Annotated in this window: 20 protein-coding genes; 11 read left to right on the top strand and 9 right to left on the bottom strand. The window is 49.0% G+C overall.

All coding sequences use genetic code 11. The features are described 5' to 3' along the window. The 3 genes from EKK48_15945 (at position 1) to EKK48_15935 (ending at position 4287) form a co-directional block, all read left to right on the top strand. Positions 1-429 carry a hypothetical protein gene (locus EKK48_15945; protein ID RTL40748.1) on the top strand — a complete coding sequence of 143 codons (429 nt, stop codon included), beginning with the start codon at positions 1-3 and terminating at the stop codon, positions 427-429. 317 nt (positions 430-746) lie between these two features. Continuing rightward, entirely contained in the window at positions 747-2972 is a 2226-nt protein-coding gene (gene katG / locus EKK48_15940) for a catalase/peroxidase HPI (GenBank protein ID RTL40822.1), read from the top strand. A 142-nt stretch (positions 2973-3114) separates the two neighbouring features. Next, positions 3115-4287 carry a hypothetical protein gene (locus EKK48_15935; protein ID RTL40747.1) on the top strand — a complete coding sequence of 391 codons (1173 nt, stop codon included), beginning with the start codon at positions 3115-3117 and terminating at the stop codon, positions 4285-4287. Positions 4288-4465: 178 nt separating this feature from the next. Here EKK48_15935 and EKK48_15930 read toward each other — a convergent pair whose 3' ends face one another. From EKK48_15930 to EKK48_15915, 4 genes are all read right to left on the bottom strand, one after another. Continuing rightward, positions 4466-5140, bottom strand: coding sequence for a hypothetical protein (locus EKK48_15930; protein RTL40746.1), 675 nt, complete (start codon positions 5138-5140; stop codon positions 4466-4468). 320 nt (positions 5141-5460) lie between these two features. After that, entirely contained in the window at positions 5461-6255 is a 795-nt protein-coding gene (locus EKK48_15925) for a hypothetical protein (protein RTL40745.1), read from the bottom strand. Between the two features lie 3 nt (positions 6256-6258). Further along, entirely contained in the window at positions 6259-7329 is a 1071-nt protein-coding gene (locus tag EKK48_15920; GenBank protein ID RTL40744.1) for a dipeptide ABC transporter ATP-binding protein, read from the bottom strand. A gap of 105 nt (positions 7330-7434) precedes the next feature. Beyond that, positions 7435-7815: a hypothetical protein gene (locus EKK48_15915; protein ID RTL40743.1), complete on the bottom strand. Its 381-nt coding sequence runs from the start codon at positions 7813-7815 to the stop codon at positions 7435-7437. A gap of 606 nt (positions 7816-8421) precedes the next feature. Between EKK48_15915 and EKK48_15910 the strand changes: the two genes are divergently transcribed. The 4 genes from EKK48_15910 to EKK48_15895 are packed head-to-tail and all read left to right on the top strand — an operon-like array spanning position 8422 to position 11695. Continuing rightward, complete coding sequence (locus EKK48_15910; GenBank protein ID RTL40742.1) at positions 8422-9615, top strand: 3-hydroxyacyl-CoA dehydrogenase; 1194 nt, start codon at positions 8422-8424, stop codon at positions 9613-9615. Positions 9616-9624: 9 nt separating this feature from the next. Continuing rightward, positions 9625-10110, top strand: a complete 486-nt coding sequence (locus EKK48_15905; protein RTL40741.1) for a hypothetical protein — start codon at positions 9625-9627, stop codon at positions 10108-10110. Further along, entirely contained in the window at positions 10107-10463 is a 357-nt protein-coding gene (locus tag EKK48_15900) for a 4-amino-4-deoxy-L-arabinose-phospho-UDP flippase (GenBank protein ID RTL40740.1), read from the top strand. Before EKK48_15905 ends, EKK48_15900 begins: the two co-directional genes overlap by 4 nt. Beyond that, positions 10391-11695 (top strand): GNAT family N-acetyltransferase, encoded by a 1305-nt coding sequence (locus tag EKK48_15895; GenBank protein RTL40739.1) that lies wholly within the window; start codon positions 10391-10393, stop codon positions 11693-11695. The genes EKK48_15900 and EKK48_15895 overlap by 73 nt, the downstream gene beginning before the upstream one ends. 96 nt (positions 11696-11791) lie before the next feature. On the opposite strand, the gene EKK48_15890 is transcribed toward EKK48_15895, so the two are convergent. Beyond that, a complete protein-coding gene (locus tag EKK48_15890; protein RTL40738.1) occupies positions 11792-12694 on the bottom strand; it encodes an alpha/beta fold hydrolase in 903 nt (300 codons plus the stop codon). 157 nt (positions 12695-12851) lie between these two features. On the opposite strand from EKK48_15890, the gene EKK48_15885 reads away from it, so the two are divergent. The 4 genes from EKK48_15885 (at position 12852) to EKK48_15870 (ending at position 17471) form a co-directional block, all read left to right on the top strand. Next, positions 12852-13520: a response regulator transcription factor gene (locus EKK48_15885; GenBank protein ID RTL40737.1), complete on the top strand. Its 669-nt coding sequence runs from the start codon at positions 12852-12854 to the stop codon at positions 13518-13520. Beyond that, positions 13517-14998: a sensor histidine kinase gene (locus EKK48_15880; protein ID RTL40736.1), complete on the top strand. Its 1482-nt coding sequence runs from the start codon at positions 13517-13519 to the stop codon at positions 14996-14998. The genes EKK48_15885 and EKK48_15880 overlap by 4 nt, the downstream gene beginning before the upstream one ends. 111 nt (positions 14999-15109) lie before the next feature. After that, positions 15110-16729 carry a tetratricopeptide repeat protein gene (locus EKK48_15875; protein RTL40735.1) on the top strand — a complete coding sequence of 540 codons (1620 nt, stop codon included), beginning with the start codon at positions 15110-15112 and terminating at the stop codon, positions 16727-16729. A gap of 16 nt (positions 16730-16745) precedes the next feature. Next, positions 16746-17471 carry a hypothetical protein gene (locus EKK48_15870; GenBank protein ID RTL40734.1) on the top strand — a complete coding sequence of 242 codons (726 nt, stop codon included), beginning with the start codon at positions 16746-16748 and terminating at the stop codon, positions 17469-17471. Between the two features lie 74 nt (positions 17472-17545). Here the strand turns inward: EKK48_15870 and EKK48_15865 are convergent, their stop codons facing one another. The 4 genes from EKK48_15865 to EKK48_15850 form a co-directional block, all read right to left on the bottom strand. Beyond that, positions 17546-18346, bottom strand: a complete 801-nt coding sequence (locus tag EKK48_15865) for a hypothetical protein (GenBank protein ID RTL40733.1) — start codon at positions 18344-18346, stop codon at positions 17546-17548. A gap of 164 nt (positions 18347-18510) precedes the next feature. Continuing rightward, a complete protein-coding gene (locus tag EKK48_15860) occupies positions 18511-19746 on the bottom strand; it encodes a class A beta-lactamase-related serine hydrolase (GenBank protein ID RTL40732.1) in 1236 nt (411 codons plus the stop codon). A 14-nt stretch (positions 19747-19760) separates the two neighbouring features. Further along, on the bottom strand, positions 19761-20615 hold the full coding sequence (locus EKK48_15855; GenBank protein ID RTL40731.1) for a DUF4239 domain-containing protein: 855 nt from the start codon (positions 20613-20615) through the stop codon (positions 19761-19763). A gap of 67 nt (positions 20616-20682) precedes the next feature. Next, complete coding sequence (locus tag EKK48_15850; GenBank protein ID RTL40730.1) at positions 20683-21360, bottom strand: hypothetical protein; 678 nt, start codon at positions 21358-21360, stop codon at positions 20683-20685. Between the last annotated feature and the right edge of the window lie 88 nt (positions 21361-21448).

Here is a 21448-nt window from a genome sequence, read left to right as displayed (position 1 = left end):
ATGAATCAAGATCTAAAATTCAAATGTATGGTGGCGTGTTTGGTGCTGCTCGGTCTTACTCCGGCTGCCTCTTTTGCGCAGTACCGAGGCGCGAGGCAGACAGTCAAACCGACGGTACCGTTGACTACATTAGCGGGTCCGATCAACTTGCGAAATATTCCTGTTTATAGTGGTGCCGTTTTTAAAGACGGATGTTTTCACGAGCATAATGCAGCCAGTGAAACATACTACTCTCAGCAGGTTCCAAAAAAGATCATGGACTGGTATGTGGATCAAATCGAAGGGCAGGGATGGAAGATTATTCTCAAATCTCCAACCATGCTCATGGCCCAGACCAAAGATGGCGACCGCTGTAAGGTACAAGTGCGCGCGATTGCAGAGTCAACGGGATATCGAAGTTCGATCGTGTTGACGCGAGCACCGATTTGACGACGGCTGTTGACGAACTCAGCATTAGGGATGTCTGCGGACCGGACGTATCCGATAGGCTACGTTTTTCGGGTCGCTCTATCAGGCAACGAACTCACCTTGTAATCGCCCAGAATTGGCAAAAATCACTCGTCACTTCTGTCGATATTTTCTGGTAAAAGCTGCCAGAATATACATCGCTCTTGCTGAGAACGACAGCCTTGACAGTGGTGGTGTTTAGAGTTAGTCTAAACTTATTATAAGTCTAATCGGCTTCTTTTGTGTAGCCGTGGCTCGAAGCGATCTCAAAAGGTGCCCTCTGATTAAAGGATTCAATGATGACGAAACGAACAACCGCCGCCTTAATAGTCCAGTCCGTTGTGATTTCCTTACTTGCACAGGCTATTCCAGCCTGGGCAGATGGTGCTGCTCGCCCAAATCAGTTCTGGTGGCCGGATCGACTTGACCTATCGCCTTTGCGAGCACACGACATTGAGTCAAATCCGTTTGGTAATGAGTTCAATTACGGCAAAGAGTTTCAGACCCTTGATCTCAATGCGGTTAAGCAAGATATCAAAACTGTTTTGAGTACTTCGCAAGATTGGTGGCCTGCAGATTTTGGCAGTTATGCTCCGTTCTTCATTCGCATGGCGTGGCATGGCGCAGGTACTTACAGAATATTCGACGGACGTGGTGGCGCCGCTGGTGCACAACAGAGGTTCGAGCCACTCAACAGCTGGCCCGATAACGCCAACCTTGATAAGGCGCGAAGATTGTTGTGGCCGGTCAAGAAGAAATACGGTCGCAAGCTATCGTGGGGCGATTTGATGGTATTGACTGGCAACGTTTCATTGGAATCGATGGGTTTCAAACCTTATGGATTCGGTGGTGGACGATCTGACGACTGGCAGTCGGACCTGGTTTACTGGGGACCAGGCGCGAAGTTTATGTCAGACAATCGCAGCAAAGGCGGAACCTTAGAGAAACCGCTCGCTGCAACTCAAATGGGTTTGATTTATGTAAATCCAGAGGGACCCAACGGCAATCCAGATCCCTTGCTGGCTGCAAAGGATACGCGTGAAGCTTTTGGACGAATGGCGATGAATGACGAAGAGACTGTCGCTTTGATTGCCGGCGGTCATACTTTCGGTAAGGCTCATGGAGCTGCTGCTGGGTCGAACCTCGGTCCCGCACCAGCAGGGTCACCAATCGAGCAACAGGGATTCGGCTGGGCAAACAAGTATGGCACCGGCAAAGGCGCTGACACCATCACTAGTGGCTTGGAAGGTGCCTGGTCGTCCTCACCAATCTTCTTTACGATGCAGTATTTGAACAATTTGCTTGATAACGATTGGGTGCAGACAAAGAGTCCGGCTGGTGCAATCCAGTGGACTCCGAAAGATCCGGCAAAGGTGAAACCGGTACCCGATGCGCACGACTCTTCCAAACGACATGCTCCGATGATGTTCACAACTGATCTCGGCTTGAAGTTCGATCCGGTCTACGCTCCAATCGTAAAACGTTTCCGCGACAATCCAGAAGAATTCAAACTTGCATTTGCGAAAGCCTGGTACAAGTTGACTCATCGCGATATGGGTCCACTGTCTCGTTATCTGGGATCTGAGGTGCCTAAGGAAGCGCTGATCTGGCAAGATCCAGTTCCGGCAGTTGATTACAAATTGATCGATGATTCTGATGCCTCAGCATTGAAAGCAAAGATTCTCGCATCTGGAATTTCCTCCTCAGAACTGGTCAAAACTGCGTGGGCTTCAGCTGCTACTTTCCGTGGCACTGACAAGAGAGGTGGTGCAAATGGTGCACGCATTCGCCTTGCGCCGCAGAAAGACTGGGCTGTAAATGACCCTGAATCGCTGGCGAAAGTTTTGAAAACTCTGGAAGGCATTCAAAGTGAATTCAACAGCCAGCATTCAGCTGACGGTAAGAAGGTTTCTCTTGCCGATTTGATTGTGCTGGGTGGCAATGCAGCCGTTGAGCAAGCTGCAAAGAAAGCGGGTTCGAATGTGACTGTACCATTTGCTCCCGGTCGCACTGATGCCTCGCAAGCGCAGACTGATGAGACTTCTTTTGCGGTTCTAGAGCCGACTTTTGATGGCTTCCGTAACTACTACGGCAAAGGCAATGAGCGTTCTCCAGCAGAATTGTTGGTTGAGCGAGCTGATTTGCTTCGTTTGACTGTTCCTGAGATGACCGTACTGGTCGGCGGAATGAGAGCACTCGACGCCAATGAGGGGCATTCCCAGCTGGGAGTGTTTACAAGTCGCCCGGGCACGTTGAGCAACGATTTCTTCGTCAATTTGCTCGACATGTCTACGAAGTGGTCTAAATCCACAACCGAGGGCGTTTATGAGGGACATGACCGCAAGACTGACAAGTTGAGATGGACAGCGAGTCCGGTTGATTTGATTTTCGGTTCAAGTTCGGAGTTGCGTGCAGTCGCTGAGGTCTATGGTTCGGACGATTCGCAAGAAAAATTCATTCGTGATTTTGTGAATGCCTGGACCAAAGTCATGAATAACGACCGTTACGATCTCAAGGCTGGTTAGGGCAAACTAAGCTGAGCCTAATGACAATTGCGGGCTGACTAAGGCACAATGCCGGAGTCAGCCCGCTAGGCGCTGATTCGGAAAAGGTGATTGGGGTATCCCTTGACCGATGCTGTTGGACCACCGCAATTGGACCATCGCAATGGATCTTCGCTTCTGGGCGAGTCGAGCAGTTGTTGCTTTTCTTGGTTTTGTCGTTTTCGATGTGACCGCGAAACTGCTTTGCCCTTCAGCGATGTTAGAGCAATATGAACCACGCGAAAAGACCTTACTGGCAGACCTTGTGCGGGCCTGGAAGGCTGCACCTCAAGCTCCGGAAATTTGTTTCATGGGCTCGTCCTTGATGCAATGCGCACTGAAAGATTCTTCGCCCACTTTTTTGAACGAATCGCCGTCATTCTCCTGGGCGCTGGGCGGCGAAAATGCCTCCGATTCTTACATGATTGCGCAGCGTCTGATGTCAAAAGAGAAAAAGCCGAAGCTTCTCATTTATGGCATAGCGCCCCGCGATTTGCTCGATAACAATGTCAAATCTCCTGTCAGCACAGATATTTTTCGTTATCTGAGTAGTTTAGACTCTGTGCTTGGTTTGCCTGGCGATGCGTTCACTTCTATTGATGATCGCGTCAATTGCATGTTGAAGCAAGTTTCCTTTCTTGTCGATAGAAAGAATGTCTTTTCAAAAGCTGCAAATGATACTGCTGTGACTTTGATATCGAATATGGTGCCAGCCGGACCGATCCGCAAATCAGAGAGGGCGTCTGAGCAAGAGAAGATTGCGCAGGCACAGGCGCAACTTATGGCTCCTGATAAGCCAGGTGATAAGCCAAAGAGAGTTGATCATTTTACGCCTGCGCAACTGGCTGCTGTTAAACCTACAGACCCCATGGCGAAGAAGATTGCCGCTTTCGAATTGTTGCAGCAAATTTCCAAGGGTGTCACTATTTTTCGCTACAATCCCTATTGCTCCGAGCGATACAATCGACAAGTCGTGTTCCTCGAGTTGCTTCTAGCACACCTGGAAAATATCGGAGTGCAAGTAGTTGTCGTTGAAATGCCATTGAAGCGAGAGCATGTCGCCATTATGCCGAAAGAGCTTTTGGCTTCTTACTCGAAGGATGTTGCCAGGCTTGCCACCAGATACGGGGCTTCGCTGCTGGATTTTAACTCTCCGGAGTTCAAAGATAGCGATTACGGAGATGTCGCCCATCTCAATGCGGCTGGCGCCAGAATATGGCAAGCGAAACTCGTAGAGACTTTCAAATCGTCTCCTTATCGTGAAAAACTTGCTCTGGCTCACCAGTCTTTGCATTGACCAGGTGAGGTTTTAGAGCTGGTTAGGGCTGTATGCCCTGTTAGAGCTGTAGAGCTTGTCAGAGCTGTAGAGCTGCTGGGGCTTGTCAGAGCTGTAGAGCTTGTTAGAGCTGTAGAGCTTGTTAGAGCTGTAGAGCTGTAGAGCTGCTAGGGCTTGTCAGAGCTTGTTTTTATGCAGCTTATAACAAGGAAGTCAGTTCGTAATCGCTATAACGATAGATCAAACTTTCTGCCGGGCACGAGGCATCGTACAGAACACTGACTCTTTCGCCAGTTTGAGCTTGCGTGAACTGCTCTCTGGTGACCACTCTCTGCGTTGTTTGAAGCTTTCCAGGAGTCGGCTCGTATTGGAAGCGCAAGGAGAAGCGATCATTGTCTTCGCCCGAAATAATTTTTTCTGTAATTGTGCCGGTCAGAACCTTGCCGTGTGTCATTACTTTCGTTCGTTTATGCGGTCCTATAAAGATATCGTAGCCTGGCAGAAACATGAGTAAAGACCACAGCACACCGAAACCAAGGGTAAAAGCCACTATGGATGCGTGTGAATTGCCATCCATGACTTGCGGTGCAAGTCCCGGGCATATGGGCAGGACTTTCAGGGTTAAAGAATCACCCGGCTTCAGGTGCTGGTATGTTCTCTTGCTTGTGCTGCCGCTGGCATGAAATTGTTGACCGCTGACGCTGTAGTCATAGTGCAAAATGTAATCGGTTCCGCTTTCTGAGCCAGGCTTTTCATCCATTCTGCTGATGGTTCCATATACGGTGCTTCCTGTTAAAAGTATAGTAGCCAGAAGCAGCGCAAATCCGATAATGGCAGGACCCGCCACCACATGTGGGAGCAGAAATAGTTGCATAGCCCACAGCGCTTTTAGTTTTTCTGATTTTCTAAATCTTCTCGGTGTCGAAAGCAGCTTTTCTTGCTCTTCTTTTAGCCTGCTGTCGCGGTTCTCATCCAGACCGTATGTTTTATTGTCAACGGTCTAGAGAACCTCCTGGCTGATGACGCCTGTTTTTATGTCTGTCATGTCCATTTCCTGTTCGCCCCTGTGTGCTTGCATGACGTTTTTATTTCTTGTTTCTGTCTGCTTGCGTGACGCTTTTAACTTTCTTCTGTTTTCTATTTTCATGCTTTAAATATAGAAGCTGTTCGTTTAAGAACGAGTAAAGGACTTGATTAATTCTTAGTGCCCTTGATACGTGCGATTTGATCGGCTCTGTTTTGCATTTTTGACCAAAACGACTCGTCATATGCTGGACTGAATTTGAGCAACAGTGTCTTCATTCGTTCGACTTTGCGTGCGAGAACCGGATCGCTTGCACACCTGGTGTTAACTTGTTCGCTTGCCATAACCATGTAGGAATACAATTCTGCCTTGTCTTCGATGGCCGAACGCATTGAGTAAGCCGTTATAAATCCGGCAGTCGTGATCTCAGTGGCGCGAAAGTTGTCCTCGTTAGCAAAGTATTTGTAATCTCCAGAGTTGAGTTTGCGCCATTCAGTATCGATAAATCCCTCCAGTGAGTCGCTGAAGTCTATGGCGTGAAAGAGCTCGTGATGAAACGTGCGACGACTGAAGTCCCAGTACTTTGAGGCGTGCGATAAATCTAAAAATAGCGTGTCTATCTTGAACAGACCCATATCGGTCAATCCAGAAACTTTGTGGTGCAAAGAGCGCAGATTTGCGCAGAGAACCAATCGTTCAATATTGCAGAGCTGAAAAATCTCAGTCGGGTAAATTGCCAGTTCCGAAGCGAGCAAGTTGGCATAGATTTTGATCTGTGTTGCAGACGGCTGTTCGAATTCTATTTCGTCATCTTCCGAGCGTGCGTTAGTGACGATTTCCAAGCCGTACTGGCGAGCTAGCTCTTTCAGTGGAGCATAGGTCGTTGCCGGTAATCGATTGTTATAGACGCCTAGCAATCGATCGATCGCATGTTCGGCTTTTAAGACAAATCGACGTATCTTCATTCATCAAATTTTGCCTGACGCTTTATGCTGTTCCAAAAGCGTTTCGGCGAAGTGGCAGGCTGAAAAATGCTCGGGAATTACCTCGCGCAAAGCGGGAACATCCGCTTTGCACTGGTCTTGCGCCATGGGGCAGCGCGTGTGGAAGGGGCATCCTGGCGGCGGATTAGCCGGGCTGGGAAGATCTCCCTGCAATAAAATTCGATGAGAGCGATCATAATTTGGATCGGGAACGGGAGCCGCACTGATCAGTGCTTGCGTATACGGATGCAACGGCGCACTGTAGACCTCGCCGCAATTTCCGAGTTCTACTATTCTTCCCAGGTACATGACCGCGATGCGGTCACTTATGTAACGGACGACGTCCAGGTTGTGCGCAATAAAAACGTAGGTCAGTTTAAATTCCTTGCGTAAATCAATCAGCAAATTCAGAATTTGAGCTTGCACACTTACGTCGAGCGCAGACACCGGTTCGTCAGCAATGATCAATCTCGGTCTTAGCGCCAGCGCGCGGGCGATTCCAACACGCTGACGTTGCCCGCCGGAAAATTCATGAGGATAACGGTCGGCCATTTCTCGTGACAGTCCAACCAATTCGACCAGTGAATAAACTTTTTCTTTTAGCTCTTTTCCGGAAGCAACTTTGTGAACTTCCAGTGGTTCCGCGACAATTTGTGAAACGGTCATACGCGGATCGAGGCTTGCGTAGGGATTTTGAAAGACAATTTGCATTTCGCGCCGCAGACTTTTCATGGTTGCGGTGTCGCAATTCATAACATCGGTTCCATTAAAAACTACAGATCCAGATGTCGCCGGAAGCAACCGCAACATGACGCGACCTAATGTTGATTTCCCGCAGCCTGACTCGCCTACGAGTCCGAGCGTCTCACCGGCGTAAACATCTAAATTAACTCCATCAAGTGCGCGAACCGCTCCAACTTGCTTGTTGAAAAATCCTTTTCGAATCGGAAAGTGCTTTTTCAAATCTCGCACTTCCAGCAATTTCTCTCTCTCTGGCTGAGCTACCGAAGTAGCAACCGAATTGCTCTGCGCAGCTGTTGTATTTGATTGAGTCATGGTTTGGCTGGATATCCGCAGAAGTGTTGAGAGGACTAAAAAAAGAACTTGCCGAGGCGATATCGCTGCGGCAAGCAAAAGCCTGTCAAATTATAGCGGAAGCTCTTATGGAACCTTGACGCTCATAACTTCGACGGAATCTCTAAAACGTCCGAACAACTTGGCGACTGCACCAGCTTCGGCTTCACGTTGGTTCAAAACCCAACCGTACTGCTTTGTGTTTTCGATGGGTTTCATCGGCAATTTAGATTGGTGCATCTGATTCAAGGTGCGACCATTCTGAATCTGTCTCAAAACTTCCATGTTCTGTTCCCACTGGCGAGCACTTGACGATGCATAGTCATCACCTGTGGTGAATGAGGACTGGGAATAAGTTCCCCAGAGATCACCTTTCAGTGTGTATGGACGTGGCTCACGAATGAACACGTACCAGAAAACTGCATATAGAATCGCAAGTTCAAAGCCAATGATTAGATAGGCGTACACAACCGCCTCCTGAGCTCCCATGAGCTCTTGATTAGGGTTCCAGTCCGACAGCAGATTTATGTTTGCTTAAGGTTGTGAGTATTCTAACGAAAGGTTACAAAAAAGCTACGGGTTTTTAATAATTATCTGATTGTCAAGCGATTAAATCTAAAAGTCGCTATCGAGGTCTAAAACTGCGTTTTCAGCTATCTGGCTACAAACCTCACCGGCTGCGCCTCCGATCGCTTGACAAGCGGCGCTCGTGTTTTCCTTATTGCACTAATTGTTTTTATAATTTCACTTGGCAACTGTAATGATTGAATTGGTGGCACATGGAATTGTCATGCGACTGATGCCTGGCGCGTTTGTTCCGTTCCTTTCGGTTAAGAGGTAATAACCAACTGGAAAGGTGTATTTGAAGGAAATGAGTGGTAAAGCGTTCAGCGCAGTTTTCGCCGCTCAAAAGCGTTTTAAACAGCTTCAGAAGAACGAATTTTTCTCTCCTGCGACAAAGTCCTTTCGTTTTTTGATTTCGCCGGCCAGACGACGTCTTCCATATGAAGATGTTGAACTGGCAGACGGTGCGCACGGTTGATACCCTATGGGCGTACTGAGAGGAGCAGGGGCATGCAAGTTAATAAGGTCGCAGTCGTGGGCGCTGGAACGATGGGTTCGTCCATAGCTGTTGCTTTGATCTCGCGCGGATATCCAACTATTCTGAAAGACATAGATGACAAGAGTGTCCAGGCTGGTTTGAACAATATCGACCGACTCTTGAAATCCAGGGTCGACAAAGGTCTCAGCCCCAAAGAAGCTGAAGCCCAGCGCGCCTTGATCTTGCCGACCACGGATTACGGAACGTTCGCCGATGTCGATTTTGTAATCGAGGCTGTGCCTGAATCTATTGAATTGAAAAAGAAGGTTTTCCAGGACCTGGACGAATGGTGCAACGTCGATGCAATCTTCGGCAGCAACACATCCAGCTTATCCATCACACAAATCGGTGCGTTCACCCGCCGCCCCGATAAAGTCGTCGGTTTGCACTTCTTCAATCCTGCACATCTAATGAAGCTAGTGGAAGTCATTCCTGGTTTGGAAACTTCGCATGACACCGTGAACAGCGCTATTGATTTAGGCGTTTCCCTGGGAAAACTCGCCGTGCGTGTCGAGGAGTGCGCCTCTTTCCTGGTAAATCGTTTGTTGGGTCGTTACATCAATGAATCGCTCTACTGTTTGCAAGAAGGAGTGGCACCGGTCGAGGAGATCGATAAAGCTGCCTGCGATTACGTCATGCCAATAGGACCGCTGGCCCTGCGTGACATGAATGGATCTGACGTCGGGCTGGCTGTTGCGCGATTCAATTTCCAGGAATACGGCGATAGATTCTTGCCCGCTCCTATTTTGGAAGAAATGGTCAAGTTGAATCTATTGGGGCAAAAAACGCGAGAAGGCTTTTACAAATACGACGAGAATACTCGTAAGCGCACCGGTCCAAACTCAGCAAAAATTGCCGAGATTCTGGTGAAGATTGGTGGAGTCAAAGAGAATGCGCCGCCGTTCAATGCCGAGCGGCTCTTCTTACCAATGATCAACGAAGCTTTTCTCGTGCTGCAAGAAAAAGTCTGCGATGTGCAAGATCTCGACCCTGCCATGATGGCCGGGCTGGGAATGAGGCGCGGACCTCTGGCACTGGCTAGCGAGATCGGTCTGGCGGAATGTTTGAAGAAGATCGAAAACCTCAATCAAGTCTATGGAGAGCGATTCAGACCAGCTCCGTTGCTGAAGCGATATGTCTGGGCGAAACGAACTTCGGTTTTGTAGAGTACGACAATGAGTCTTCTGCAGAAACTTCGAAAACTGCCTTTATACCAGCAAGTTGAATCGCTGCCGTTGTTCAAGCGAGTGCCGTTGCATATCTGTCTGGGGCTCTCGATTGCAATTATTTTGGATACCGGCGTTCAGGTGTTTTGGAAGATGGCTGTTCAAGCGACTGAGCATGCACCTTCCCCTTTGATTGCTACGTTTGAACATCCGCTCTTCTGGCTGGTTGTCACTCTGTTTCTGTTGCAACTTGCTAATTGGCTCAAAGTGCTCGAACATGCTGACCTGAGTTACTCGCAACCGATCACGTCGCTTAGTTACATCTCAGTGGGCATTCTTTCTGCAGCGATCTTGCATGAGCAGATTACTCTTCTGCAAATACTAGGAATTTCGCTGGTACTTGTCGGGGTTTGGTTTATAAGTAAAACCGATCACAACACCGTCAATGGTGCCATCGGTGCTGATGCACAATCAAAAAGTGGTGCCATTTTATGAATCAATTGGTCGCCATTCTTCTTGTTGTATGTGCCACTACTATTGAAGCGGGTGGACAACTGTGTTTCAAGAAGAAGTCCACGCGAAGCGAAGATGGCGACCTGGGCAGCCGCCTCTGGCTTGCCGGTGGAATTGCCTGTATGTCGATTGAAGCTGTTGTCTGGACGGTTGTGCTGCAGAATCTGAATGTAAGCATTGCTTATCCGATGGGCAGCTTGAGTTTCGTAATGGTGCTGTTGATGTCTCGTGTATTTCTCAAGGAGCGTGTGCAAAGAGAACGATGGATAGGGGTAGTGCTAATTCTGTGCGGGACCGTGTTGCTGGGACTGAATTCAACAGGACAACACTCATGACGTCCGGGGTGTCTATTCGTTGGGTCGATAGCGAGGCTCAAATCGACGATCATCTCTGGACGGCTTGTTTTGCGCCACCGGTGGAAGGTCGCTGGTGGTATCGAACCCTGGAAAATTGTGATATCCAAGATCAGTTCAAATTTGCGTATGCCATCATTGTCAAAGATGGAAAAGATGTTGGTATAGCTCCCACGTTTTTGATGGATGTTCCGATTGAATTAGTAGCGCCACCGGAAGTAGTGCCGATTCTGAAGGTGATTGGCAAGATTGTTCCGTCACTTCTTTATCAGCGCACCCTGTTTATCGGTTCGCCTTGCACTGATGAAGGAACCGTCGGGCTTCTTTCTGAAACCACGATCGAAGAGGTGGCACCATTTTTACAAGCAGCATTCGAGCGCCGGGCGAGGCAGGTGAAGGCACCATTCATTGTCTGGAAGGATTTCCCTGACAGCTATCGCAATGCTCTTTCAAGGCTCGCAAAGCAGCAAAATATGTTTGAACTGGTAAGTTTTCCCGGCACCATGATTGAGTTGCACGATAATAAGAAGGAAACTTATTTCGCAAATTTGAAGAGTTCTCGCCGTCACAACTTGAAGAAGAAGTTGAAGAAGAGCAAGCAGCTCATTGAGTTGACTACTGAAGTTGTTAATCGTCCTGATTCGAAAACGCTTGATGATGCCTTTGCTCTTTTCTGGCAAACATATGAGAAAGGCAAAACGAAATTCGAGAAATTGAATCGCAAATTCTTCTCTTTGATAGCCGACCTAGACGAGTCTTACTTTATCTTGATTCGCAAGGCTGATAACCAGGAATTGGTAGCTTTCATGCTTTGTTTCCAGCTTGGTAAACGTGTAATTAATAAATTCATCGGTTTCAACTACCACCTACCATCTGAATGGTTACTTTATTTCAGGCTCTGGGAAGGCGCGCTTGACTGGGTTTTAACGACGGGTGCAAGCGAATTTCAGAGCGGACAGACTGGCTATCGAGCCAAGATCGATGTAGGACATTCGCTTGTTCCGCTGACCAACTATTGCAAGCACAGTAACCCGATTATGCATAAGCTCTACACAATTGCGACGCGCGACGTGACATGGTCAACTCTGGATGATGACTTGAAAGTGTACATCGAAGCTCATCCTGAGGAAGCTTTCGCCGACGGCAACCCACTCAATGCTCGAACAATCAAGAGCGCTGCGAAGTTGACTGAAAAAGAAAAAACGTCGGTTTAGTTTCAGTCTTGCAATAGCCGCGCGTTAGAACTTCAATCCTGTTGCTGGTTTCTTCATATGGATTTTTTCATACCAGCACCAGTTGACCCGATCTTGTCAGCTTCGCACAGCGACTACTCTGTCTGCATTGCTCTTGCTGAATTCCCAACTTGCTTTTGCGGCAAATCTGGCTATGTAAGCAGCAACATCTTTCCGTCTCAGATCCAGCGTTAACACATGGTCGCATCCACCGAGCAGAACGAGAGTCTTGTCGTTAGCCACCATCAACTTACAAATGGTTTCGGCGTTTTTTGTTGTGGTGATCGTGTCTTCCAGCGCGTGAATTACGAGAGCAGGGCAGCGTACTTTTTTCGCCTGCTTTTTTACCTGCGCCACGAGATGATCCATTTGACGCAGAGATCCTGCATAAGTACGGAATAAACCAAATGTGGTGCTTTCGCCGCGCTTCGCCGCTTCTACTTGTTTGGTAATTTGTTTTTGCAGGCGCAGATCTTTCAATCCATACGGCGGTGACTCCGTCCAGTAGCAGTTGCGTCCCAGCCATGGAATCAAATCGACAAAAGGAAGAAATATTTTAAAACGTGTTGAGGTCATGCCGTCGTAACTAATAGTCGTAGAAAGCATGACTATCCCGCTTACACGCGGTTCATCAATCGCCAGCATAAGCGACAGCAGCGCACCCATTGAAAGACCGCCGACAACGACGTGGTCGCATTGTTTCAAAAGCTCGTCAAGTGCCGTTTTTGCGCTGGCAAGCCAATCTTTCCAGCCGGTTGCCAGTAGTTCGTTGTGGTCGCCGCCATGTCCAGCCAGCATCGGACAGGATACGATGCACCCCTGCTGAGTCAAATGTTTCTCAATCGGGCGCATCTCAGACGGCATCCCGGTCAGCCCATGCAACAGCAAAACGCCCGTTTTCAAGCTTGGGGCGAGAGTTTGATCGTCTGTTGAATTGGAATCAGTCATGTGTTTCCGGTTGTGGGCAGCGCCGAATATCATTGTACGAGCTAAACTTACTCCTGCCTTACCGTGAATGTATCTGGTGGCTGGGTTGTCGCCTGCCTGGTAACATTGATCGATAAGATCTCCTTATGAATGACACTTGTAAAGAACGGCGTGATACCTTTGTTCTGGCGCCGATTCTGGATTTTTCGACATGCGCATTCTTTTAGTTGAAGACGATGAGATTTTGTCAGACGGCATTGCTCGGGCAATGCGGCTGGCTGGCTATGCTCTAGATCACACCAGTTCGGGATTAGATGCAGATCATGCGTTGGAAACGATTGCTTTCGATTTACTCATTCTCGACCTCGGTCTTCCGCGAGTCGATGGACTGGAGGTCTTGCGTCGTCTGAGAGCACGAAATCAGATGCTTCCGGTTTTGATTCTCACCGCTCGCGACCGCCTGGAAGACCGTGTCACCGGTCTGGACTTCGGCGCCGACGACTATATGACTAAACCGTTCGATTTGCCGGAATTGGAAGCGCGTGTGAGAGCCCTGCTCAGACGGGGACGGACTAATCAAAACGTTGAGGTCGTGTACGGTCCTTTGCGCTTTGATACGGTTGGACGCCGTGTCACTGTGGGCGATCAACAAATTGAACTATCGGCACGTGAGCTTGCCGTCCTGGAAGTTTTATTGCAACGTGGCGGCAGCATTGTCAGCAAAGAGCAGTTGATCGAGCACATGTACGGCTGGGACGAAGAAGTCAGTCATAATGCGATGGAAGTAAATGTGCATCGATTGCGCAAGAAGTTGGAACCTGCCGGTGTCAACATACGAACTATTCGTGGTCTCGGATATTTGTTGGAAAGTCAGTCATGAAGCTATACACACGGCGATTGAACCCTTCTATTCGGACCCAGCTTCTCGCCTGGCTTGTGGTACCAATTCTGGTGCTTTTGTTGGTTGGTGCGGCGTTGACATATGGGTTGGCAATCCGCATGGCCACAGATGCTTACGACAAAGCCTTGCTCGACTCGGTTTATTCAATCGCGGGATGCGTTAAGAAGCAGGACGGACGTTTAACTGTAGATATTCCTCCTGCAGCTCTGGCAATTCTCAAAGACAACATGAAAGACCGGGTTATGTACCAGGTTTTGGACGAGCACCATCGCATCGTTGCGGGCGACGCGAACCTGCCGCTGCCCAACTTCGAAGAAGCCGATGAAAACGATCATTCCGCTGACTATCGCGATGCCACGATCGAAGGAGAGCCGATTCGTGTCGCCAGCATCAGGTATCAACTGCCGGCAAACCCGGGAACCTATCTCTACATTCAAGTCGCTGAAACGCTGCATGGTAGAGAGCAAATTGCTGACGAAATTTTGATTGGCACTCTCACCACCCAGTTTGTAATTGTCACGCTTTCGGGTCTGGTTGTGCTGCTCGGTGTGCGTCGTGGTTTGCGACCGCTGAACAAATTGAGAGACGCTGTCGCTAGCCGAACGCCTGTCGACCTCGGACCAATTGCTGTCGAAGATGTGCCTAAAGAGGTTCGACCGCTAGTAACAGCTATCAACGAGTTACTTCAACGCCTGCAAGATGACATGCAGGCGCAGCGCCGTTTCGTAGCAAATGCTGCGCATCAGTTGCGCACGCCAATTGCCGGGCTGAAAACGCAAACCGAGTTGGCGCTGCGACAGACTGACCCGGCTGATGTTCAGCATGCGCTTGCATTGATTCGCACGGGGGCTGAACGAGCTGCTCGCCTGGCGAATCAATTACTTGCTCTGGCTCGGTCTGAGCCGGGCGCAGCAAACCTTGAGATGTTTCAGCCGGTGGACCTAAATGTTATTGCGCGCAATGCCACTAAAGAGTTTGTTCCTGAGGCAATTCGCAAAAACATTGATTTAGGGTTTGAAGGGACTTCACAACCTCTACACGTTCTTGGCGATCAATCGAGCTTGCACGAACTGGCTGCGAATTTGATTGACAATGCTGTGCTTTACACTCCGCCCGGCGGTCATGTTACTGTGCGAATCGAGCCTCGTCGTGAGAATGGCGAGAAGAGAAATCCAGAACTCATTATTGAAGACGATGGACCAGGTATCCCCGCTGATGAGCGTGAAAGAGTCTTCGAGCGGTTTTATCGTTTGAGCGATCGTAGTGCCAGTGCGAGCGGTAGCGGTCTTGGTCTAGCTATCGTACGAGAAATTGCCAATATTCATCGTGCCGAAGTCATCGTTGGTGAAGGACCCGGTGGTCACGGTGCGAGTGTGAGAATCGTTTTTCCTGTCCCGCCTTCTCCGGAAACCCAACCAACTGATGAAAAGCGCCAGGAAGTGCTCACAACCCGCTAGTTCTGTCTTCAGCCTCTGCCAGCGGAACATCGCATCGGCCGTAGCGTCTCAAAATTTATCGGCGCCGGGCTGTGTGCCCATGGCAATGGCCGCTACTACGGGCAGGTAGGAATGAACTTTCGAAGTCGCTTCAGTCGATCTGTAATCTGTCTTTCACAAAGCTTGCTGCTTTTGGCCGGTAATGTGACGATGGTCTATGCCGCTGCCCAGGGCAATAGCTCCTTGGATAACTTCGAAAAGGTGGTGTTCGGCGAGACACATCCGAAGCTGAGCGAAAACGCCCGCTTGAAAGACCTGGAGATGAATTTGTTTGGAAAGGTGCATTCAGGCAGCACCGCTTACCGTGAGTCTGAGATTTCGAAAGCTCTGGGTGGTTCCAAAAATGACAATTTGCTTTTGCCCGCCATGGCTCCACAACTAGATACTTCCAACGGGAGGCGAGCTGATTCTTCTCCTTCTCCTGCGCCTGATTCTTATAGCAGTGATGCACCGTCTATCACCGCCGCTGGTGATGCAGAGAAAGAGACTCTCCGTAATGCCATGCGTTTATATTCTCAAGGAAAAACTGACGAAGCAGAAAAACAATTTCGCAAAGCGCTCAGTATCAATAAAAACAGTGCAGATGCCTATTACAACCTGGCCGTAATAGCTGAGGGGCGGGGTGACTTGCAATCCGCGTTGAGTAACTATAAAGCGGCTGCGCGTATCAATCCCTCAGACACCGACCTCGCCAGTGCGATTTCAAGCATTGAAACTAAGTTGCAAGACAAAGCCAGCGCACAACAGCGTCAGCAGCAGGTCGCCCAACAAGCTGCTCTCGAACAACAAGAACAACGCAAGCAAGCAAGCTTGAAGCAAATGATTGACAGTGCTGCAACGGCTTACAAGAATCATGATTACGACAGGGCAATTTCCAATTTACAATATGTTTCGCAGCAAGCACCAAATGACGGTGACGTACTGTACGCTCTTGGTCAAGCCTATAAAGGGAAGGGGGACTACGCAAGAGCACGAGCTGCATACAATAATGCGATTGCGAGCGACCCAGGCAATTCTCTCTACAAAGATGCGCTGGCAAGTTTAAATCAGATTGCGAATAGCGGCTCGAGTCAAAATTCTTCTGATGACGGTTTTCCTGCCGCCGCGCCCGATCGCCATCGTGGACGTGCCGGGCAGCTGACTGGATTTACAGGCGGAGCAAGTTCCGGATCATCCTACGGCAACAATAGTGGTGGCACTGGTTCCTACGGCAGCAATAGTGGAAACTCGGGCGCAAGCTCAGGCAATGGAAATTCTGCCGGACAGTTGACTCCATTTTCCGGCATTGCCAACGGTCAGAGCACCAACTTTGACGATGAGTTCAGCAACAACACTCCTGGTGGCATCCAGTATGGCAACATAAGTTCGACGGGAAGCTCCAGCATGTTAGGAGGTCTGGGCGGACTCGGTGGGCTTGGTAGTCTCGGCGGGCTGGGCATTGGTTTGCTGGGAGCTGGTTCCATGGGCTCGATGCTTGGCGGCGGCGTTCGCTACAGTGGCTACAACTCAATGTACGGTGGACGTTACGGAGGCTCCAGCACCAGAATCAAACGTGCTGCGATCGGTGGACTGGCTGGTGCCGCCGCTGGTGCCATGTACAGTGGCATGGGGCACAGTGGCAATATGAAAAGTTCGGCAATGAAAGGCGCCTTGATGGGAGCTGCACTGGGATTATTCATGGGCGGATATTAGAGTCGGGGTGAAGACTATGGGCACGGTAAAAAGAAAGTCTGTGAGCACCAGTCTGTTTGCTGTTGTATTGTTCATCGTCTCTAACGTCGCTGTTCCGGGCGAGTGCGAATTGTTGCATGGCTCCGCCTCTAAAGACGATGAGATTTTGCGACTGGGTCGCCCGGACAATTCCCAGTCGGGCGGAGTTTCGAATACCGCTCCATTGCGTTTAGTTCGCCCAATGCCGGCGCCTGATTTCCGTGGGAAGACAATTACAGGTCTTGTTGACACCTCAGCGTTCAAACCGCTGATTGGTTCAGCTGTTAGAAGCGATGGAAAGCTGGGACTTCTTCAACCAGCGCAATTCGGCAGCATTCCAAATTCGAAATTCGACCTGGGTGCTGAGCGAGGTTCGAAAGAATTGACACTAGCCTGGGAAGCCTGGCATAAACAGCTCAGTGCTGCAATTTATCAAACCTGGAGCAATATTGCCTCTGTGCCTGGTGAAGCTACTTTGAGTATCACTGTTACTCGCGATCATCAGATTACACCACGCATGGTTCGTTCCAGCGGTAATTATGAATTTGACCGTGGATTACTCGCCGCAGTTAATGCCTTGAACGGCAATCCAGGACTCACTTTCCCAGGCCAGTCAGAGAGGCAAAGCGTTAGTTTTGAAGCGGACTATGTCGCTGCTACAGACATCAAACCAGGCTACAACTGGGTGAAAAACGACTACGAGCGAATTCAACACAGCTACTAGCACAGTGGTTCGCACATCACTAGCACACAGATAGCACAGAACTAGCAGACCACTAGCACACGGATAGCACAGAACTAGCAGACCACTTTACTCGCCTCGTCGGTGCTGAGTGATTTTTTCGCTTGTTGCTGTAATTCGGCTGCTTTACTCTGATTTCCGACCTTGAGAGCGGCTGTGATAAACAGATTGAATGCGAGCGCATTATTGCAGTACCGGAACACTTGCTCACAGATTTCTTCCGCTTGCGCTTGTCGGTTTGTCGATAGTGCCACCTGGTACAATTTTGAACCTTGTGCGCACATTGTAGCTCTCCACATTTCATGCTGAGATGCCCAATAAGGTGGCTTTTGAAGAAGCGTTTGGTAATGCGATATTGTGGATTCTAAGCGATGCCTGAGTTCGTCAAAATGTTCAGATAGAATCGCGTAGTTTTCTTCGTCCAGAAGCTTGTCATAGTTTGATCTGACGATAGTCTTCTTGAGTGCTTCTGTTTCGGTGCTCTTATCTTCTAGTTCATTTAAAAGGGCGATCTCGCGCTCTTGTTCTTCTAGATGGTGGTTTAGTGAAGACCACTCTGCTACTACAGCTTCATCTCGATTACCGTTTCTGATTTGATTTTCCGTTGCGTCTCGTCTGATTTGCAGTGCTCGACGCGCAGCGGGGAAGTGCTCACTCAATAACATGATCTCGGCTGGGATTATTGAAAGCCTGGCTCCATCCCATTCATCGACCGCCCAGCTATTGTCGAAGGCAAATAGATAACATTCAAGAGTCTCATAGTACTTGCCAGAATCCGCTAGTTCTCTAGCCATGTCCAGACTGGATTTTGCTTCTTCTGCTAACTTGATTTTGTCGTCCTGGAAACTGCTCGGCATAATTTCTCCAATAACCGATCGACCATGTATCCACTATACACGCTCATGAATATGATAGAGCTTTCGGATAATGATTTGTTGGTCAGGCATGTGGGCTTTCGACCACACTGTGATAGATAAACTGAGAAGTAATATCTAATCAAATGAAGTGATATGGCAGGTCTTTATTCGCCAGTTTGTTCTTCTGATGGTGGTGTTTGGGAGGTGCTCGATGCGGGCTCCACCGAAAATACGAGACTCGCTACTTTTCTTGCAATGGCTGGCACCGCTGGCTTTCTCAAATTACACAGCGAAACCACTGCACAATTTTTTTCGGGCAATAGAATTATTGTCGATGCGACACCGGGCGTGCCACCATTCATTGCTACTATGCGAGTGCCGTACTTAGGATCGACTTTCGATGACCAGCCGAAGGCCCAGGGCGATGGTGCGCCTCCTGGTAGGGGAGGACGTTGATACCAGAGGGTTTGATAGGATGCTGGTGAAAGTAACTGCCTGCTCAATAATGCTTGTGAATATTTGAGTAAATCATCGACAGTGCTGGCAAGCATTCCTGCTGAAAAAGAAATTGCCGGGCTCTTGTATTGAACAGGGTGCACCTGTGCTTGCCCATTATTGTCGCCATATGGTGAGGCAAGCAAACCGCTTGATTGAAACTCCACCGTGGTGCCGCTTGAAGTCATTTGCAACGGGGTAAAGATTCGTTCTCGAACCAACTCGAAATACGGCCTGCTCGAGGCTTTCTGGATTACATCGCCCAGCAGTCTGTAGCTGAAATTGGAATATAAAAATGCCGTACCCGGTTCGGATACCAGCGGAGTGTTAACCAGAATCGGCAATTGGTTTTTCCATTCGACTTCTTGTGCGAGTTCTTTTGGCACTCCGGCCGTCATTGAAGCTAACTGGCGTATCGTCAGCTTTTGATACGGCTTGGTCAGGTCAGAGACGTACATATCGAGCGTATCATCAAGACCCACTTTACCCTGGTCAACAAGGGTGAGCAGAGTTAATGCTGTAAAGGTTTTGGTCAGAGACGCTAATCCGAACACCGTCTGCGGTGTCACTGGTTGTTGCGTTTGCAGGTCCATGACGCCATAGCCGCGGTGTACAATCAATTTGCCGTCTTTGATTACGGCAAGCGCATATCCGGGAATATTCTGTTGACTCAGTTCGCTCAGCACGAGTTGGTCGACGGACTTAGCGATTGCAAGTGACTCTGCGTCAGTTGCTGGCGTGGGACCAGGCACCGAATCTGGCGTAGCCGTTGGCGCAAGTGTTTGCGCTTGCGCGAGGCTCGGCGTTCCCTGCAGCGCCATCATCAATACCGTAGAAAGTGCAATTGCGAAAACTTCTTTCTGCATATTTAGTCTCATATTAGTTATGCCTTTGTTGGAATTCAAGATTCTTAGCTTGCCTATCTTGATGGTTCATCCGTTGGCCTGGAGTCGACGTCAGATTTTGTGTGTTCAGCCGAGGGTAAAGTGTCTCCGCCAGCTTTTGCTGGTTCCGGATTTTCTAGAAACCATTCGGGATGAAACGTCACACCGGCATTTCGTGCCCCTAATTCGCTTCTATAGGGATTGTCGTAGAGAAAAACCAAAAGCAAGTTGAGTGACAAAAACACGACGACGAAACTTGTCATAATCACCTGGGCTTTGATGTTTTCTACGAAAAAGAAATAGGTGAACCAGACGATCAAGACCTCTCCGATAATCAGCACCGCCCATAGTATCGGAGACAATCCGTTCTGGCTTGCCACCATGCGGAATCGGCGGGCATCGGAAAGTTGCGCCATTGTAGTGAGAATATTGGAAAAGCCGCTTTCCTGTTTGTTTCCCGACAACTCCATCTTGTTGATTGTTTTCCATAGTGCCCGGTAAGAGGGAATTGTCGCTTCCTTTGCTTTGCCGGTGGAAACTGCAGACCAGTCCTGGTCTCGTGCGGCGGATGCATAATCGTAAAGATGTTTGTGAATTTGTTTGCGTGTCGATTCTGAGTAAAGAGCGGCGAGATGGGCTAAATCTGACAGACAGTTTGCTTCCGTGACCGCCATCTGGTTCGCAACTTCAAACTTTGTTTGCACGTTGACTACAATCAAGCCCAGAAGAATGGCGTATAGGGTTCCCACGATCGACAGCATGTAACCGGCTACTTCGTGGTTTTCCAATAAACTCTCGCGAGCTATTTTGGTCCTGACAATCCACATGCCTCCCAGCGCAAGGGCGAGGCTGCCGCCGATGATCAAAACGCCGTCGAAAAATGTTTCCATGGTTGAACAATATATACACTCTTCGGCTAAGCTTCAAGTTCGCCGACTATTGATGAGACAAGGCCATCTAGTGGCTGCCGCTCAGATAGATGCCGTGCTTTTTGAAGTCCTTTCTAACCGATGAATCAACTTGATGACCCAACGCAATAGCTTGTTCCATTTTTGAGCCGGCGTCGGTCCAGTCATCACGATCCGCAAGATAGCGTGCATAAGTAACGTATGATTCCGGATACTTTGGGTCAGCTTGTATTGCCGCGTCTAAAAGTTGTGGAGCCTCTTTCGAATATTTATCTTGCAGTAGTAGTGCTTTGGCTAAGTTTGCGTACGTCGGAGCAGAGGTGTTGTCGCGTTTTAAGGCCAGCCGGTAGAAAGTGATTGCCTCATCCAGACAATCTTCGATGCTGCACTCGAAACCGGCGGCAAAATATGCCGAGGCGTTATCTTCGTCCATCTTCACAGCCAGAAGAAATTTCTTCATGGCACTTTTAACGTCTCCAACTTTTAAAAACTCCCATCCCAACTTCACAAGTTCTCTAGAACGACTTTTGGGATCTGGTGTGTGAAGAGGATCCTCAATATCCTGATTTGCATCATTGGCATATTGAGCAATTATTTGTCGAATCGCTGCCTGATTGTCTGCTTTAGATGGGGGTGCGCCCTCTGCCGACAACGTGCCTGTTAGTGTTGCAAAAACTGCCACCGCCAGGACGATTTTGGTTTGTGTTTTCTGTCTAATTCGGTTCACTTTCAGGCGCCGTTACGTTTACCATTCCATTTTAAGGCGTCTGGCAAATCATATGCACCTCGACAACTGGTCCTTTTATGGTGGAAGG

The organism is Candidatus Melainabacteria bacterium (assembly GCA_003963305.1).
In the GTDB taxonomy this organism is placed as follows: Bacteria; Cyanobacteriota; Vampirovibrionia; order Obscuribacterales; family Obscuribacteraceae; genus PALSA-1081.
The sequence above is the reverse complement of the archived record's forward strand: the minus strand, read 5'-3'. Positions and strand labels throughout refer to the sequence as shown.